We start from the raw sequence: 14,916 nt of genomic DNA on the forward strand, positions 1-14,916 counted from the left end.
GAGCGCGGCCACGGCAACGTACCCGCGCACCCCCGGAGCGAACCGCAGGCCTAGCGTCGGACGACCTCCGCCAGCCCGGTCAACGCCTGTGGCAACGGCTCCCGGTGCAGCACGCCGAGCCGTTGCGTCGCCCGGGTGAGCGCGACGTAGAGGTCGGCCGCGCTGTCGGCGAGGATCTTCGCCGGCTCCACGACCAGGACGGCGTCGAACTCCAGGCCCTTGGTCTCCGACGCCGGCACCGTGCCCGGCACGCCCGGCGGCCCGATGACGACGCTGGTGCCCTCGCGGCCGGCTTCGTCGCGGACGAACTGCTCGATCGCCGCGGCCAGTTCGTCGTCGGTGACCTGCCTCGACCACGGCCGGACGCCGCACGCGCGGACCGACTCCGGGGGCCGGACGCCGGGCGCGAAGTCCGCGAGCACCGCGGCGGCGACCTCCATGATCTCCGCCGGGGTGCGGTAGTTCACCGTCAGCGAACGGTAGACCCAGCGGCCCGGCACGTACGGCGCCAGCACCGCGTCCCACGACCGCGCCCCGGCCGCCGAGCGGCGCTGCGCGAGGTCGCCGACGACCGTGAACGACCGGCCCGGGCACCGCCGCATCAGCACCCGCCAGTCCATTTCGGACAGTTCCTGGGCCTCGTCGACGACGACGTGGCGGTAGGTCCAGTCCCGGTCCGCCGACGCCCGTTCGACGAGGCTGCGCGTGTCGGCCTCGACGAACCGGTCGGCCAGGTCCTCGGCGAACAGCAGGTTCTCGGCGGACAGCATGACGTCCTCGTCCATCTCCTCACGATCGAGCTTCATCGTCTCGAAGACGCCTTCGGCGTATTCGGCCTCGGCCTTCCGCTCCCGGGCCACCACCGCGGCGGCCGCCTTCTCGGCCGTCTTGTCGCGGCCCAGCAGGTCGACCAGCTCGTCGAGCAGCGGCACGTCCGACACCGTCCAGGCGTCGCCCCGGGCCCGGAACAGCGCCGAGCCGGCCGGGGCGGACTCGTACAGCCGCGCCAGCAGCGTTTCCGGCGTCAGGACCGGCCAGAGCCGCTCCAGCGCGGCGGTGAACGTCTCGTCGGCCGCCAGCTCGGCGATCAGGTCCTTCCGCAGCGCCTCCCACTCGGCCTTGTCGTCGCGGGACAGCCAGCCGCGGCCGATCCGGCCCATCGCCCGCTCGGTCAGCACGTACGTGACGATCTCGGTGAACACCGCGCGGGCCTCGTTGTGCGGTTGCCCGCTGTCGCGCGCTTCCTGCCGGGCCCACTCCGCCGTCTCGGCGTCGATCCGGACCGTGACGTCCCGCAGTTCGATCGGCAGCGGCTCTTCCGGCAGCCGCTGCCGGTCGGCGACGGCCGCGGCGAGGACGTCGAGGATCTTCAGGGATCCCTTGAGCCGCGCGGCTTCCGGCGTGTCCTCGGCGGTGACGTCCAGGCCCGGTACGAACCCGCCGGTGGTCGTGAAGACGACGTCGGTCTCGCCCAGCGACGGCAGGACGCGGCCGATGTGGCTCAGGAACGCCGGGTTGGGCCCGACGACGAGCGCGCCGTGGCGTTCCATCCGTTCCCGCTGGGTGTAGAGCAGGTAGGCGACGCGGTGCAGCGCCACCACCGTCTTCCCGGTGCCCGGGCCGCCTTCGATCACCAGCACACCCGGGTGGTCGAGCCGGATGATCTCGTCCTGCTCGGCCTGGATCGTCGCGACGATGTCGCGCATCCCCTCGCCGCGTGGCGCGTTGATCGCCGCGAGCAGCGCCGCGTCCCCCTCATCACCCTCGGCCGGGCGCCCGAGCACCTCGTCGGTGTACCCGAGCACGTGCCGCCCGCGCGTGCGGAACTGACGGCGCCGGCGCATGTCCTCCGGGTTCGCGCCGGTGGCCGTGTAGAACGCGCGTGCCGCCGGCGCCCGCCAGTCGAGCAGCACCGGCCGGTAGTCGTCCTCCTCGTCGAACAGGCCGATCCGGCCGATGTAGGAGCGCTCGCCCGCGACGGCGTCCATCCGGCCGAAGCACAGCCCGTTGTCCACCACCTCCAGGCGTTTCGCCTCCCGGCCCAGCGCGCGCACGCCGACGTCGCGTTCCATGGCGCCGAGGCCCTTGCCGCCCAGCGCCGCGTCGTACTCGCCCTTCACCCGCGCGCGCTCGGCGTCGAGCCGCGTGTAGAGATCGGCCACATACGCGCGTTCGGACCGCAGTTCTTCTTCGTACCCCTGTGCAGCCACGTTCCCTCTTCGTTTAAGAAACTTCCCCGGCGGTCAGGCCGCGGGCCTGCCGAACCACTTCCGCAGCGCGCCGGGCAGCGCCGCCGCGTCTTCCCCGGCCCAGACCACGTGCCCGTCCGGGCGCAGCAGCACCGCGGGCACGTCCAGCTCCTCGCTGACGTCGACGACGTGGTCGACCCGGTCTTCCCAGCCCGTGGCGGAAAGCCCGCCGGTCTGGTCGAGCAGCAGCCCGTGACCTTCGTGCATCAGGTCGTAGAGCCGCCCGCTCTTCAGCTGCACGTCGCGCAGCCGCCGGCCGAGCAGGTCGGGCCCGTCGCCGAAGTCGTAGCGGATGTCGACGGCGATGAGCTGCTCGGTCAGGTAGCGGCTCACGTCCTCGAAGTCCATCAGCTTCGTCAGGAGCTGACGCACGGCCTGGGGGCCGGGCTCCAGCGACGTCAGCTGCATCTGCGCGCGGGTGTTGACCAGCACCTGCGCGGCGACCGGGTGCCGCTCGGCCTCGTAGCTGTCGAGCAGGTCCGCCGGCGCCCAGCCGTCGACCTCGGCCGCCAGTTTCCAGCCGAGGTTGAACGCGTCCTGGAGGCCGAGGTTGAGGCCCTGCCCGCCCATCGGCGGGTGGATGTGCGCGGCGTCGCCCGCCAGCAGCACCCGGCCGACCCGGTACCGCTCGGCCTGCCGGGTGGCGTCGCCGAAACGGGAGAGCCAGCGCGGCGAGTGCACCCCGAAGTCCGTGCCGGCGGTGGAGCGCAGCTGCCGCTTGAACTCCTCGAAGTCCGGTGGTGTCGAACGGTCCTCGGCGACGTTGTCGGCGGGGACGACCAGGCGGTACAGGCCGTCCCCGATGGGCCCGACCCCGAACCGCTTCTGGGTCTTGCGGACTTCGGTCATCACGGCGGTCAGCGTCTCGGGGTCCTCGGTCAGCTCCATCTCGCCCAGCAGCGTGTCGACCCGGGTGGGCTCGCCGGGGAAGCCGACGCCGAGCAGCTTGCGCACCGTGCTGCGGCCGCCGTCGCAGCCGACGAGGTACCGCGCCCGCAGTTGCGTCCCGTCGGCCAGGTCGACGGTCACGCCGTGGTCGTCCTGGGTCAGTCTGGTCACTTCGGTGCCACGCCGGATCGTGACGTCGAGTTCGCCGGCGTGCTCGGTCAGCAGGCGTTCGGTGACGGGCTGCAGGATGCTGAGGACGTACGGGTGCGAGGTGTCCAGGTGGGCGGGCTGCGGCTTGCTGATGCCGGCGAAGAACCCGTTGAGCGGGTACTTCTTGCCGGCCGCGAGGAACCGCTCCAGCAGCCCGCGCTGGTCCAGCACCTCGATGGTGCGCGCGTGGATGCCGAGCGCGCGCACGACCGGCGAGGGCTGCGGCTCCTTCTCCAGCACGAGCACGTCCACGCCCTGCAGCCGCAGTTCGCTGGCCAGCATGACGCCGGTCGGTCCGCCGCCGGCCACGATCACGTCGAGCACAGAATCCCCTGTCCGTTCGAAGAAAGTCCTGGTCAGTAGAGCGCCGGGGATCGTCCCCGGCACGAAGATCACCGGTGGTTCACACGGTCGTGGGCCTCGCGGCCCGGGCGAAGAGCAGGTCGGCGGCCACCGCCGTCCCGTCGGCGCGGATCGTGAGGGCTTCCGCGCGCGCCCGGGTTTCGGGCGCCAGCGCGCTCCTGAGCGCGGCCGAGAGGGACGTCACGGTCGGCGCCGGGCCGTCGTGCGCCACCCCGATGCCCAGGGCGGCGACCCGGCTCGCCCAGTACGGCTGGTCCGTCGCCTGCGGGACCACGACCTGGGGCACGCCGGCGCGGGCGGCCGTCGTGGTGGTGCCCGCGCCGCCGTGGTGCACGACGGCGGCGCACCGGCCGAACAGCGCCTGGTGGTTGACCTCGCCGAGCACGAAGCAGTCGTCCCGGTCGTCGGCCAGGCCCAGGTCGGCCCAGCCCTGGAGGACGAGGACCCGGCGCCCGTGCGCGCGGACGGCGTCGACGGCGACCTGCGCGACGTCCGCCGCCGCGTGCATGGGCATGCTGCCGAAGCCGACGTAGACCGGCGGCGGGCCCGCGGCCAGGAACGCGTCCAGCTCGGCCGGGAGCGGGCGGTCGTCCGGCACGATCCACGCGCCGGTCTGCACGACGTCGAGATCCGTGGCCCGCCACGGATCCAGGACCGGGTCCGTCGCCAGCCACGGCCGGGTGCCGACGACGTAGTCCCGGACGTGGTCCACCGCGGGCAGGCCGTGCGCCACCCGGCTGGTGTTGAGCGCCGCCCCGAACAGCGTGTTCACGCTCTCGGCGTCCAGATCCCACAACGCCCGGTTGTCGGTCATCCCGGCCGGGTGGGGCCGGCCCGCGTACGCCAGCGGCGCGTGGTGCGGGGACGGCAACGTGGAACTCTGGAAGGCCACGAACACCGAGCGGACGCCCAGCAGCTCGGCGATGGACAGCGCGCCGGCCGCGGTCGGCAGCATGCCGGTCGCCACCAAGGCGTCGCAGCCCTCGGCCGCTTCGGTCACCACGTCGAACTGGGCGGCGATCAGCTGCGCCGCCCGCTCGGGCAGCGACGACGGCGCCGGTGCCGCCTGGGTCAGCTCCTTCGCCGACGGCCCGACCGGCACGTACGCCACCCCGACGCCGGCCAGCCGGCGCGCGAAGTCCTCGTCGGCGGGCGCGCACACCCGCACTTCCGCGCCGCGGGCACGCAGCGTCAGCGCGAGCCCCACCAGCGGTTCGACGTCCCCTCGTGACCCGTACGTCGACAACAACACACGCACTCGTGAACCCCCGTTTTGGTCGAATCCAGCCGCAGATCCCGGCTGAGGCCGATGATTCTGCGGCACGACCTGGGTCTTGCGGCAAGCCCCGGGGTGCGCTATACGTTAGTAGTGGAAGGGAGTGGTCACTCCTCCTTCCGGTCTCGCGGGTATCTCCGCAGCTCCAGCTTGTCTCCCTCCGTGGTCGTTCGTCGAGAGCCGTTCGTGCGAACCTGATCTATGACGGCCGTCATAGTGTGGGCTCGGACGGTTCGTGCTCTCATGGAACTATGACAGCCGTCATAGAAATCCGGGAGCTGGGCGACCGCCCGGCCGACCGGGAGTGCGTGGCCGCGCTGGTCGCGGCCTGTTCGCCGGGCAGTCTCCGGCGGCGCTTCATGATGGGCGGTCCGGCCGAGCCGGGCGAGATCTTCCGGCGCTACCACCGGTTCCTGCTCGCCGGCCCACCCGGCGGCGTCGCGCTGCTGGCGACGTCCGGCGGGATTCCGGTGGGGCTGCTCAACTTCGTCGCGGAGACCCCCGGGACGGCCGAGCTCGGCGTCCTGGTCGCCGACGCGTGGCAGCGGCAGGGGGTCGGGAGTGCGCTGAGCCGGTGGCTGCAGGCGTCCGGGCGGTGGCCGGGGTGGACGGTGCGGGCGACCGTGCAGGCCGGGAACGCCGGTGCCGAGACGCTGCTGCTGCGCCAGGGCTTCCGCGCGGTACCCGCCTACGAACGCGGCGAGCGCGACTTCGCGCTGGTCGTGCCCGGCTGGGCTACCATGACGAGTGTCATGAAGGAGGTCGTTGATGACGAGGACACCACGCGAGCGGATCGTGCTGAGCGCCGCGCAGCTGGTGCGGATCCAGGGCGTCGGGGCGACGGGTATGCGGGACGTGGTCGCGCACGCCGAGGCGCCGCGGGGGTCCCTGCAGCACTACTTCCCGGGCGGTAAGGACCAGCTGATGGCCGAAGCCGTCGCCTGGGCGGGCGGGTACGCCGCCCGCCGCGTCGCCCGGATCGCGGCCAAGCTCGAGAACCCGACGCCGGGCAAGCTGTTCGCGGCCATGGCCGCCCAGTGGCGCGACGAGTTCACCACGACGGGCTTCGACGCGGGCTGCCCCCTGGTGGCGACGGTCGCCGACGCGGCAGCGACGAGCGAGAGCCTGCGCGACGCCGTCGGCAAGGCTTTCGAGGGCTGGCAACGACCTTTGGCGGAAACGCTGTCACAGTTCGGCGTCCCCGCGGCTCGCAGCGTCTCGCTGGCGGTGCTCATGCTGAGCACGTTGGAGGGCGCGATCATCCTGGCGCGGGCACACCAGGACGTCGCCCCGCTGGACACGGTGGTGGAGGAGCTACGCCCCCTGCTCGACGGCGCGGTGTCCACTGTGGACTAGAGGTCGCGGAAGAAGTCGCGGATGTCCTGCACCAGCAGCTCCGGCGCCTGCAGGGAGGCGAAGTGGCCGCCGGTGTCGTGCTCTGTCCAGCGGGTGATGTTGTTCGACAGTGCGGCCAGGCCGCGGATCGCGTGGTCGCCGCGGAAGTTGGCCACCGCTGTCGGGACGCCCGATGGCTGCGGGCGCTCGCCCCAGCCGTCCTGGCCCGCCTCCAGGTAGAGGCGCGCGGCCGAACCCGCGGTGCCGGTGAGCCAGAAGGTCGTGACGTTCGTCAGGATCGCGTCGCGTGAAACCGGTGTCTGCTGTGTCGCCGTCGGGTCCCAGTCGACGAACCATTCCAGGTTCCACGCGAGCTGGCCGGCGGGGGAATCGTTGAGTGCGTACGCCAGCGTCTGCGGCCGGGTCGCCATCTGCGTGGCGTAGCCGGAATGCGCGTACCACCAGACCTGGTTCTCCTGCGCCCGCTTGCGGTCCTCTTCGGACAGTCGCTCGAGGTCGCCGGGCGCGGTCGGGACACCGGCGTTCGCGACGGCGTTGACGTGCACGCCGAGGACTTGCGAGGGGGCCGTCCGGCCCAGTTCGGGGGAGACGATGCTGCCGAAGTCACCGCCCTGGGCGCCGTAGTGCTCGTAACCCAGCCGCCGCATCAGCTCGGCCCACGCCCGCGCGATGCGGCGGGTGTTCCAGCCCGGCTCGGTCGTCGGCCCGGAGAACCCGAAGCCGGGCACCGACGGCGCGACGACGTGGAACGCGTCCGCCGGGTCGGCGCCGTGGGCGCGTGGGTCGGTGAGCGGGCCGAGGACGTCCAGGAAGTCGGCCACCGTGCTCGGCCAGCCGTGGGTGAGGATCAGCGGCGTCGCGTCCGGCTCGGGCGAGCGGACGTGCAGGAAGTGCACGCGCTGGCCGTCGATCGTGGTCGTGAACTGCGGGAACGCGTTGAGCCGGGCCTCCTGCGCGCGCCAGTCGAAGCCCGTCTGCCAGTACTCCGCCAGCTCGGCCAGGTAGGGCTCGCTGACGCCGTAGGCCCAGCCGGCGCCGGGCAGCTCGCCGGGCCAGCGGGTGCGGGCGAGCCGGTGGTGCAGCTCGTCCAGGTCGGCCTGCGGGACGTCGATGCGGAAGGGTTCCATGGCCGTAGCGTTCCGCGCGTGTAGGACAGGATCGGTCCTAGTCGTCTGGCATTCTCGGACGCATGCGGGAAACCCCTGGCCGGCTGCTCCGGCTGCTGTCGCTGCTGCAGATGCACCGGGACTGGTCCGGCACCGAGCTGGCGCAGCGCCTGAGCGTGACGACGCGGACCGTCCGTCGCGACGTCGACCGCCTGCGCGAGCTGGGCTACCCGGTGCACGCGGCGATGGGCCCGGTCGGCGGCTACCGCCTCGGCGCGGGCGCCGAGCTGCCGCCGCTGCTGCTGGACGACGACGAGGCCGTCGCGGTCGCGGTCGGCCTGCACGGCGCCACGTCCGGCGGCGTCGCCGGGCTGGAGGAGGCGTCGCTGCGGGCGCTGAACAAGCTGGAGCAGGTGCTGCCGTCCCGGCTGCGGCACCGCGTGGAAGCCTTCGACGCGGCTTCGCTGGCGCTCCCGGTCCGCGGCCCGGTGGTCGAGGCGGCCGTGCTGACCGCCGTGTCGGCGGCGATCCGCGCGGCGGAGACCCTGCGCTTCGACTACGTCAGCCACGACCGCACCGAGTCCCGCCGCGACGTCGAGCCGCACCGGCTCGTCTCGTGGGGCCGCCGCTGGTACCTGGTCGGCTGGGACACCGGCCGCGCGGCCTGGCGCACGTTCCGCGCCGACCGGCTGACCCTGCGCACCCCGAACGGCCCGCGTTTCACCCACCGCGAGCCCCCGGACGGCGACCTCACGGCGTACCTGACCCGCACGATGGGCCGCGAGCTGTGGCCCTACCGCGCCCGGCTTCGCGTGGCGGCTCCGGCCGAAGAGATCTGCGGCCGGGTCGACGGCGACGTCACACCGATCGACGACCGGAGCTGCCGGCTGGAGCTGGCTTCGGACTCCTTCGACCTCATCGCGTTCGTGGTGTCCACCTTGGACGTCCCGTTCACGGTGGAGTCACCACCCGAGCTGGTCGAACGCCTGCGGACGCTGTCGGCGCGGTACGCCGACGCCGTCACACCAGGCTAGGCACCCGCTCCGCCTCCAGCGGCGGTCCCGGCGGTGTGCCGTCCCCGAACGGGTGGCCGCCCAGTTGCTCGCGGCCGTGCGGGGTGAGGAAGCCCGACAGGTCCGGGCCCAGTGGGACGATGCCGCTCGGGTTGATGTTCCGGTGCACCACGTAGTAGTGCTCCTTCGTCTGCGCGAAGTCGATCGTGTCGCCGAAGCCCGGCGTCTGGAACAGGTCGCGGGTGTACGCCCACAGCACCGGCAGCTCGGTCAGCTTCTGGCGGTTGCACTTGAAGTGGCCGTGGTAGACCGCGTCGAAGCGGACCAGCGTGGTGAACAGGCGGACGTCGGCCTCGGTGATCGTGTCGCCGACCAGGTAGCGCTGGTCCGTGAGGCGCTCGGACAGCCAGTCCAGGCGGGCGAACAGCTTGTTGTACGAATGCTCGTACGCCTCCTGCGAGCCGGCGAACCCGCACTGGTACACCGCGTTGTTGACGTCGGTGAACACTTTCTGCGCGACGTCGTCGATCTCGTCGCGCAGCTTGTCCGGGTACAGCTCGGGCGCGCCGTCGCGGTGGTACGCCGTCCACTCGGTGGACATGTCGAGCGTCATCTGCGCGAAGTCGTTGGTGACGACCTGGCCGGTCGGGACGTCGACGAACGCGGGCACCGTGATGCCGCGCGGGTACTCCGGGTCGCGCTTGAAGAACGCCTCCTGCAGGCGCTCGATGCCGAGTACCGGGTCGCGCCCGCCGGGGTCGAGGTCGAAGCTCCAGCTCCGCTCGTCGTGGACCGGGCCGGCCATGCCCATCGACAGCGCGGGTTCCAGGCCGAGCAGCCGCCGCACGATCACCGCGCGGTTCGCCCACGGGCACGCCCGCGCCACGACCAGCCGGTAGCGGCCGGCCTCGACCGGCCAGCCGTCACGGCCGTCGGCGGTGATCCGGTCGGGGATGTAGTTGAGGTCGCGCTTGAACTCGCCGTCTGTCATCTGTTCCTCAGCAGTCGTCGGTCGGGGGAGTGACGTCCAGCGCCGCGGCCAGCCGGGCCAGTACCGGCCCGGCCGTCCGGATGTCTTCGGCACTCAAGTGGTCGAACACCGACGCCCGGGCGCGGGCGAGGTGGGTCGGGTAGGCCGCCTCCAGTCTGGCCAATCCCGCGTCGGTCAGCACGGCGTTGGACGCGCGGCCGTCCTCCGCGCACTTGCGCTTCTCGACCAGGCCGCGGCGGGTGAGGTCGTCGACGACCCGGCTGATCCGGCTGAGCGAAAGACCGGTGGCCGCGGCCAGCGCGGAGATGCGGAGCGTGCGGTGCGGGGCCTCGGACAGCGCGACCAGCACGCCGTAGTCGGTGATCGCGAGGCCGGTCTCGGGCAGGAACTGGTCTTCGAGCGCCCGCGGCAGCGCGGTCGTGATGCGCATCAGGGACCGCCAGAACGGGGCCTCGGCGTGGTCGAGCGCGGACTGTTCACCCATACCGGCGAGTCTAGCGAAAGCTTGCTTGCGCAACCAGTAAAAATGAGTACAGTGTCGTTGAGCCCTCAATCACTGGGGGGCGCCACCACGAGGAGAGAAGACAGCATGACCAGCGCGACCACCTACCCCCAGCTGACCGGTGAGTACACCCTGGACGCCGCCCACTCGCGGATCGGGTTCAACGCCCGGCACGCCATGGTGACCAAGGTGCGCGGCAGCTTCAACGAGTTCACCGGCACCGCCACGATCGACGGTGACGCCCCGGAGAAGTCGTCCGCCCAGGTGACCATTCAGGCGACCAGCATCGACACCCGCAACGCGGACCGCGACGGGCACCTGAAGAGCAACGACTTCCTGTCGATGGACGAGTACCCGACCATCACCTTCACCACCACCGAGATCAAGCAGACCGGTGAGACCAGCTTCGACGTGACCGGCGACCTGACCGTCAAGGACGTCACCCGTTCGGTGACCATCCCGTTCTCGTTCGAGGGCTCCGCCAAGGACCCGTTCGGCAACGACCGCGTCGGCTTCGAGGGCTCCACCACGATCAGCCGCAAGGACTACGGCATCACCTGGAACGCCGCCCTCGAGACCGGTGGTGTGCTGGTGAGCGACAAGGTCACCCTCGAGTTCGAGATCTCGGCGATCAAGAACGTCTGACCCGTTGCTTTGAAGCCGTGAATGGCCCATAGAGGGACTCTAAGCCCCTCGACGGGCCATTCACGGTTTTCGGCTACCTGGGGACCTTCGTCGCGCGCAGGTTCTCGATGCCGACGTCGAGGGCCGCTTCGAGGTGGTCGAGGCGGCCGGTCGACAGCATCACCACCACGCCGCCCTGGATCCCGGCCAGCAGGGCGGCCGCCGTGCGTTCCGCGTCGACGTCCGGCGCCACCTCGCCCGCGTCACGCAGGTGACGGATGCCGGCCGCGATCTCGTCCTGCCACTGCCGCAGCATCTCGCCGACCACCGCCTGCGCCCCCGGGGTGGCGCGGCCCAGCTGGGAGATCAGCACGTTGAGCGGGCAGTGCTGCCCCCGGCCGCGGTAGTGCGAGACGACGGTGTCGCGCCAGCGCCGCCACGCGGCCCACGACGTCAGCCGGCCCAGCTGCGGCTGCTGCACGGACAGCACCTGATCGGCCTCGAACCGGGCCACGGCCAGCAGCAGCTCGTCCTTGCCGTCGGGGAAGTAGTGGAACAGCTGGCTCTTGCTGGTGCCCGTCCGTGCCCGGACGTCGTCGAGTGTCGTGACGGCGACCCCGCGCTCGCGGATCTCGGCCGCCGCGCCCTCGATGATCCGCTGCCGCGTCGCGGCGCCCTTCGCGGTCAGGGGCTTCACCTGAGTTGGACTCACGGGTCCACTTTAATCCGCTGTCGCCGCTGCGGCCCGGCGGTCACACTGGCGGAATGTCCACCATCGTCCCGTTGCCGGTGCTCGTCACCGTCGCGCTCGTCGCCGGCGTGGTCGTGGCCTGGGTGCTGTCGCGCCGGGACAGCGGCTGGGCCGAAGTCGTGCCGGCCCCGCCGGGATCGGTACTGGTGCTGGACGAACTGGGTCCGCTGCGTGACTTCGCGGAGCGGGCCCAGGTGGATCCCGCGCTGCGGCAGATCTGGGTCGACGAAGTGATCGCGCTGCTGCGGGGTCGGTGGTACGCGGCCGATCTGTGGCAGCTGCTCGCTGCACACCTGCGGCCGGGCACACCGGGGTTCTGGCCCGGCATCGACCTGTACGCAGAGGCCCAGGACCTCGTCGACGCGGACCTGCGCGGGTGTGAGATCCGCGATGCCGGGTTCCACGGCACGCGGTTCCTCGGCAACGCGCGGTTCGACGACGTCGTCTTCACCGGCTCGGTGACCTTCGAACAATCCCGGTTCGAGTACCACGCGTTCTTCGGCGGCACCCGCTTCCGCAGGGGCGCGGATTTCGAAGGTGCCACGTTCGCGGGCAACACGTCGTTCGCGGGGATGAGCGCCGGCGACAGCACCCGGTTCTCCGGGGCTCGCTTCTCAGCCCGCACCGACTTCACCGGTGCGGAGTTCGCAGCCGGCGTTTCGTTCCTGGGCGCGGGTTTCGCGGGTCCGACAACGTTCCGCGACGCGCGGTTCGGCGCCGAAGCCCGGTTCCCGGACGCTCGTTTCGGCAGTCACACCGACTTCGCGGGTGCGACGGCGGGTGCGTTCCGGTTCGGCGGGGCGAGGGCCCGCACGAACGTCCGGGTCGTTCGCGACTGGCCCGAAGGTGTGGGCCTGGGGGAGCCGCAGCGGCCCGGGCACTGGGCCGAAGTGCGCGGGGTCTAGGACGGGTCGGAGCCGCGCAGGGCGGCCCACCAGAAGCCGAACGCCGCGACCAGGACGGTCACCGCCAGCCAGCCCGCCACCCCGGTGCCGTCGACCAGCGCCCAGAACACGCCGACCACCGGGGCGACGGCCAGCACCGGCAGGTCGGTCCGCAGCTGGCGGCGCAGGGTGACCGGGCGACGGGCCGCCGCCGCTCGCTCGGCGTCCGGCTCCGCCGGGTTGTCGAGGCGACGGCCGCGGGGCTCGGTGGTGCGGAGGCCGCCAGCCGAGTGGAACGTCGTGCCGCCCACGCGCACCAGTACCCGGCGGTCGCCGGTCAGTTCGGCGACGGACGGGGTGGCCAGGCCGATCAGCGCGGGGGAGAAGTACACCGGGAGCCAGGACGGCGTGGGCGTCTCCAGCTCCAGCCACGACCGGGTCAGCAGGCCGCGCTGCACCTTCACCCGGCGGATCGGCACGGTCCGGCGGGTGCCGCCGCCCACCCGGACGAACCGGGTCAGCAGCACCAGGACGTCCACCGCCAGCACGCCTGCCGCGGCGACGACGGTCGCCGTCGCGTAGGTCGTCGTCCGGTCGGTCGTCACCAGCGGGGTCGCGCCGCGGATCGCCGCCCGGCCGGGGTCGGCGGGGTCGTAGAACACCGGGAGGGTGCTGCCGGGCGCGGGCCGGACGTCCACCGCGACGGTGGCCGTCGCGGCCGACCCGCCGGCCAGGGCGAAGCGGATCACCGCCGAATCGCCGTCCAGCCGGACGACGGTCGCGGTCGAGCGGGCCGTCATCCCGCGCAGCTCGCCGGCCGCGGCGGCGTACCCGGCCAGCTGCACCGCGAACACGAGCGCGCAGGCCAGCAGGGCCAGCGCGCTCGTCAGGAGGATGTGCCGGACGGGCCGGAGCGTCAGGAGAGTCGTCACCACTGCCTCGGGTACGGAAGGCGGGCGGTGCGAACACCGCCCGCCTTCGCAGGGAACCGCTACTTCACGAAACCGATCTTCGCGAAGTCGTACGGGGTGTTCGCGAAGCCGGGCGAACCGTAGTTCGCGACCGTCTTGCGGACGGCGAACGCGCCGACCGACTGGAAGATCGGCAGCTGGTGCCCGACCGCCCAGATCTCCTTGTCGACCTCGTTCAGGTCGGCGGCCCGCTTGCTGTCGTCCAGCTCCTGGGCCGCGGTGTCGTAGAGCTGGTTGATCTTGTCGTCGCCGATGTGGCCGTAGTTCTGGCCGATGTTCTTCGGGTCGTTGTAGTAGATGCCCTGGCCGCCGCCGATCGGGAACGCCGTCGAGATCCAGCGGAACAGCGTCATGTCGAAGTTGCCGACGTTGACGTAGTTCTTGAAGAACTCGGTGCTCGGCACGGCCTGGATGTCCAGGTTCACGCCGATGGCCTTGAGCTGCGACTGCATGATCTGCCCGGTCTGCTGGCTGATCGGCGTGCCGATCGGGATGATCAGCCGGACCTTCAGCTCCTTGCCGTCCTTCGCGCGGAAGTCACCGGCGGTCTTCCAGCCGAGCTGGTCGAGCTGCTTCTTCGCGGCCTCGACGTCGAACTTGTACGGCCCGGAGTTGTCGACGTACTCCTTGGCGCCCTTGAGGAAGATGTGGTTGCCCAGGGGCTGGGTGTCCTTCTGCATCTGCCCGAGGATCGCCTTCGAGATGGCGACCGTGTCGATGCCCCGGAAGATCGCCAGCCGCAGGTCCTTGTCGGCCAGGATCGACGAGCTCGCGCCGTTGAAGGTCACGTGCGTGTAGTCCGGGTAGGTGGACTGGCGGATGACCGTGTTCGGGTCGCCCTGCGCGCGCTTGAACGCGTTGACGTCGTTGTTGAGGTTGTAGAAGTCGATCTGGCCGTTGGCGAACGCGTCCGCCAGCGCCGGGCGCTCGACCTTCTTGAAGGTGACCGTGTCGAGCTTCGCCGGGGTGCCCCACCAGTTCGGGTCGCGCTCGAGGACCACGGTCTTCGCGGTCTGGTCGATCTTCTGCACCTTGAACACGCCGGCGGTGATCTTCGGCTCGGTCGCGAACGACTTGTTGAAGGTCTCCGCGTCGGCGTTGAGCTCCTTCGGGTACAGCGGGATGAACAGCGACTTCCACTCCGCGAACTTCTTCGCGAAGGTGACCTTCACGTCGAGGTCGTCGGTGCCCTTCTCGACCTTCGCGATGTCCTGGTAGCCGGTGGTCTGCGAGACCTCGTAGGCCGGGTCCTTGCCGTTGAGCACCTTGGCCTGCGCGGCGAAGTCCTCCCAGGAGAACGCGCGGCCGTTGCTCCACTTGGCCTTCGGGTTGAGCTTGTACTCGACGACCTGCGGGTCGGTGCTCACGAGCTTGACCGACGTGACGTAGTTCGGGTTCTCACTGACCGTCGCGTCGGCGTTCTGCGTGAAAACGTACGGGAAGACCGCGCCGAACATGCTCTGGCCGTCGAGCGGCGTGCCGTCGACCTGGTTGACGTTCCAGTTGTCGGGCAGCTGGTCGACCGGCCACTTGAAGTCGCCGCCGTCCTTGACCTGGTCGAGCGGCTTCTGGTTGATGTCGGCCGTCTTCACGCCCTGGGCGCCCTGGTCCTGGAGCGCGTTGTTCCCGCCACCAGAGCTGCCACTGCAGGCGGCGAGGGCGAGGGTCAGCGCCACCACCGGGGCGATGACGGCAGCCATCCTCCGTCGGTTCATCGGGTACCTCTCTTTTC

General features: G+C 71.4%; 14 protein-coding genes. 5 read left to right on the forward strand and 9 right to left on the reverse strand.

The window, feature by feature from the left end:
* Nucleotides 1–50 precede the first annotated feature (50 nt).
* The 3 genes from helR to OHS58_RS08445 form a co-directional block, all read right to left on the reverse strand.
* Nucleotides 51–2,210, reverse strand: a complete 2,160-nt coding sequence (gene helR, locus OHS58_RS08435) for an RNA polymerase recycling motor ATPase HelR (RefSeq protein WP_328647792.1) — start codon at nt 2,208–2,210, stop codon at nt 51–53.
* A gap of 33 nt (nt 2,211–2,243) precedes the next feature.
* Nucleotides 2,244–3,671 carry a rifampin monooxygenase gene (gene rox / locus OHS58_RS08440; RefSeq protein WP_328647793.1) on the reverse strand — a complete coding sequence of 476 codons (1,428 nt, stop codon included), beginning with the start codon at nt 3,669–3,671 and terminating at the stop codon, nt 2,244–2,246.
* A gap of 79 nt (nt 3,672–3,750) precedes the next feature.
* The gene (locus OHS58_RS08445) at nt 3,751–4,968 is read right to left on the reverse strand and encodes a glycosyltransferase (RefSeq protein ID WP_328647794.1); all 1,218 of its coding nucleotides are present in this window, start codon (nt 4,966–4,968) and stop codon (nt 3,751–3,753) included.
* A gap of 269 nt (nt 4,969–5,237) precedes the next feature.
* Between OHS58_RS08445 and OHS58_RS08450 the strand changes: the two genes are divergently transcribed.
* Together OHS58_RS08450 and OHS58_RS08455 are read left to right on the forward strand one after the other, a co-directional pair.
* Entirely contained in the window at nt 5,238–5,900 is a 663-nt protein-coding gene (locus OHS58_RS08450; protein WP_328647795.1) for a GNAT family N-acetyltransferase, read from the forward strand.
* Nucleotides 5,833–6,342: an LmrA/YxaF family transcription factor gene (locus tag OHS58_RS08455; protein ID WP_328647796.1), complete on the forward strand. Its 510-nt coding sequence runs from the start codon at nt 5,833–5,835 to the stop codon at nt 6,340–6,342. Before OHS58_RS08450 ends, OHS58_RS08455 begins: the two co-directional genes overlap by 68 nt.
* Here OHS58_RS08455 and OHS58_RS08460 read toward each other — a convergent pair.
* Nucleotides 6,339–7,469: an epoxide hydrolase family protein gene (locus OHS58_RS08460; RefSeq protein ID WP_328647797.1), complete on the reverse strand. Its 1,131-nt coding sequence runs from the start codon at nt 7,467–7,469 to the stop codon at nt 6,339–6,341. The two genes, OHS58_RS08455 and OHS58_RS08460, sit on opposite strands and share 4 nt — an antisense overlap.
* A gap of 62 nt (nt 7,470–7,531) precedes the next feature.
* On the opposite strand from OHS58_RS08460, the gene OHS58_RS08465 reads away from it, so the two are divergent.
* Nucleotides 7,532–8,482: a helix-turn-helix transcriptional regulator gene (locus OHS58_RS08465; protein ID WP_328647798.1), complete on the forward strand. Its 951-nt coding sequence runs from the start codon at nt 7,532–7,534 to the stop codon at nt 8,480–8,482.
* On the opposite strand, the gene OHS58_RS08470 is transcribed toward OHS58_RS08465, so the two are convergent.
* Together OHS58_RS08470 and OHS58_RS08475 are read right to left on the reverse strand one after the other, a co-directional pair.
* Nucleotides 8,469–9,452, reverse strand: a complete 984-nt coding sequence (locus tag OHS58_RS08470; protein ID WP_328647799.1) for a glutathione S-transferase family protein — start codon at nt 9,450–9,452, stop codon at nt 8,469–8,471. The genes OHS58_RS08465 and OHS58_RS08470 overlap by 14 nt on opposite strands.
* A gap of 7 nt (nt 9,453–9,459) precedes the next feature.
* Nucleotides 9,460–9,936 carry a MarR family winged helix-turn-helix transcriptional regulator gene (locus OHS58_RS08475; RefSeq protein WP_326952693.1) on the reverse strand — a complete coding sequence of 159 codons (477 nt, stop codon included), beginning with the start codon at nt 9,934–9,936 and terminating at the stop codon, nt 9,460–9,462.
* A 105-nt stretch (nt 9,937–10,041) separates the two neighbouring features.
* Between OHS58_RS08475 and OHS58_RS08480 the strand changes: the two genes are divergently transcribed.
* Complete coding sequence (locus OHS58_RS08480; protein WP_326950400.1) at nt 10,042–10,599, forward strand: YceI family protein; 558 nt, start codon at nt 10,042–10,044, stop codon at nt 10,597–10,599.
* 73 nt (nt 10,600–10,672) lie between these two features.
* On the opposite strand, the gene OHS58_RS08485 is transcribed toward OHS58_RS08480, so the two are convergent.
* Nucleotides 10,673–11,290, reverse strand: coding sequence for a TetR/AcrR family transcriptional regulator (locus OHS58_RS08485; RefSeq protein ID WP_326950399.1), 618 nt, complete (start codon nt 11,288–11,290; stop codon nt 10,673–10,675).
* 53 nt (nt 11,291–11,343) lie between these two features.
* Between OHS58_RS08485 and OHS58_RS08490 the strand changes: the two genes are divergently transcribed.
* The gene (locus tag OHS58_RS08490; protein WP_328647800.1) at nt 11,344–12,234 is read left to right on the forward strand and encodes a pentapeptide repeat-containing protein; all 891 of its coding nucleotides are present in this window, start codon (nt 11,344–11,346) and stop codon (nt 12,232–12,234) included.
* Here OHS58_RS08490 and OHS58_RS08495 read toward each other — a convergent pair.
* Both OHS58_RS08495 and OHS58_RS08500 read right to left on the reverse strand, forming a co-directional pair.
* Entirely contained in the window at nt 12,231–13,145 is a 915-nt protein-coding gene (locus tag OHS58_RS08495; protein WP_328647801.1) for a hypothetical protein, read from the reverse strand. The two genes, OHS58_RS08490 and OHS58_RS08495, sit on opposite strands and share 4 nt — an antisense overlap.
* A 59-nt stretch (nt 13,146–13,204) precedes the next feature.
* On the reverse strand, nt 13,205–14,884 hold the full coding sequence (locus OHS58_RS08500; protein ID WP_328647802.1) for an ABC transporter family substrate-binding protein: 1,680 nt from the start codon (nt 14,882–14,884) through the stop codon (nt 13,205–13,207).
* Between the last annotated feature and the right edge of the window lie 32 nt (nt 14,885–14,916).

Source organism: Amycolatopsis sp. NBC_00348, assembly GCF_036114655.1.
Classification (GTDB): domain Bacteria; phylum Actinomycetota; class Actinomycetes; order Mycobacteriales; family Pseudonocardiaceae; genus Amycolatopsis.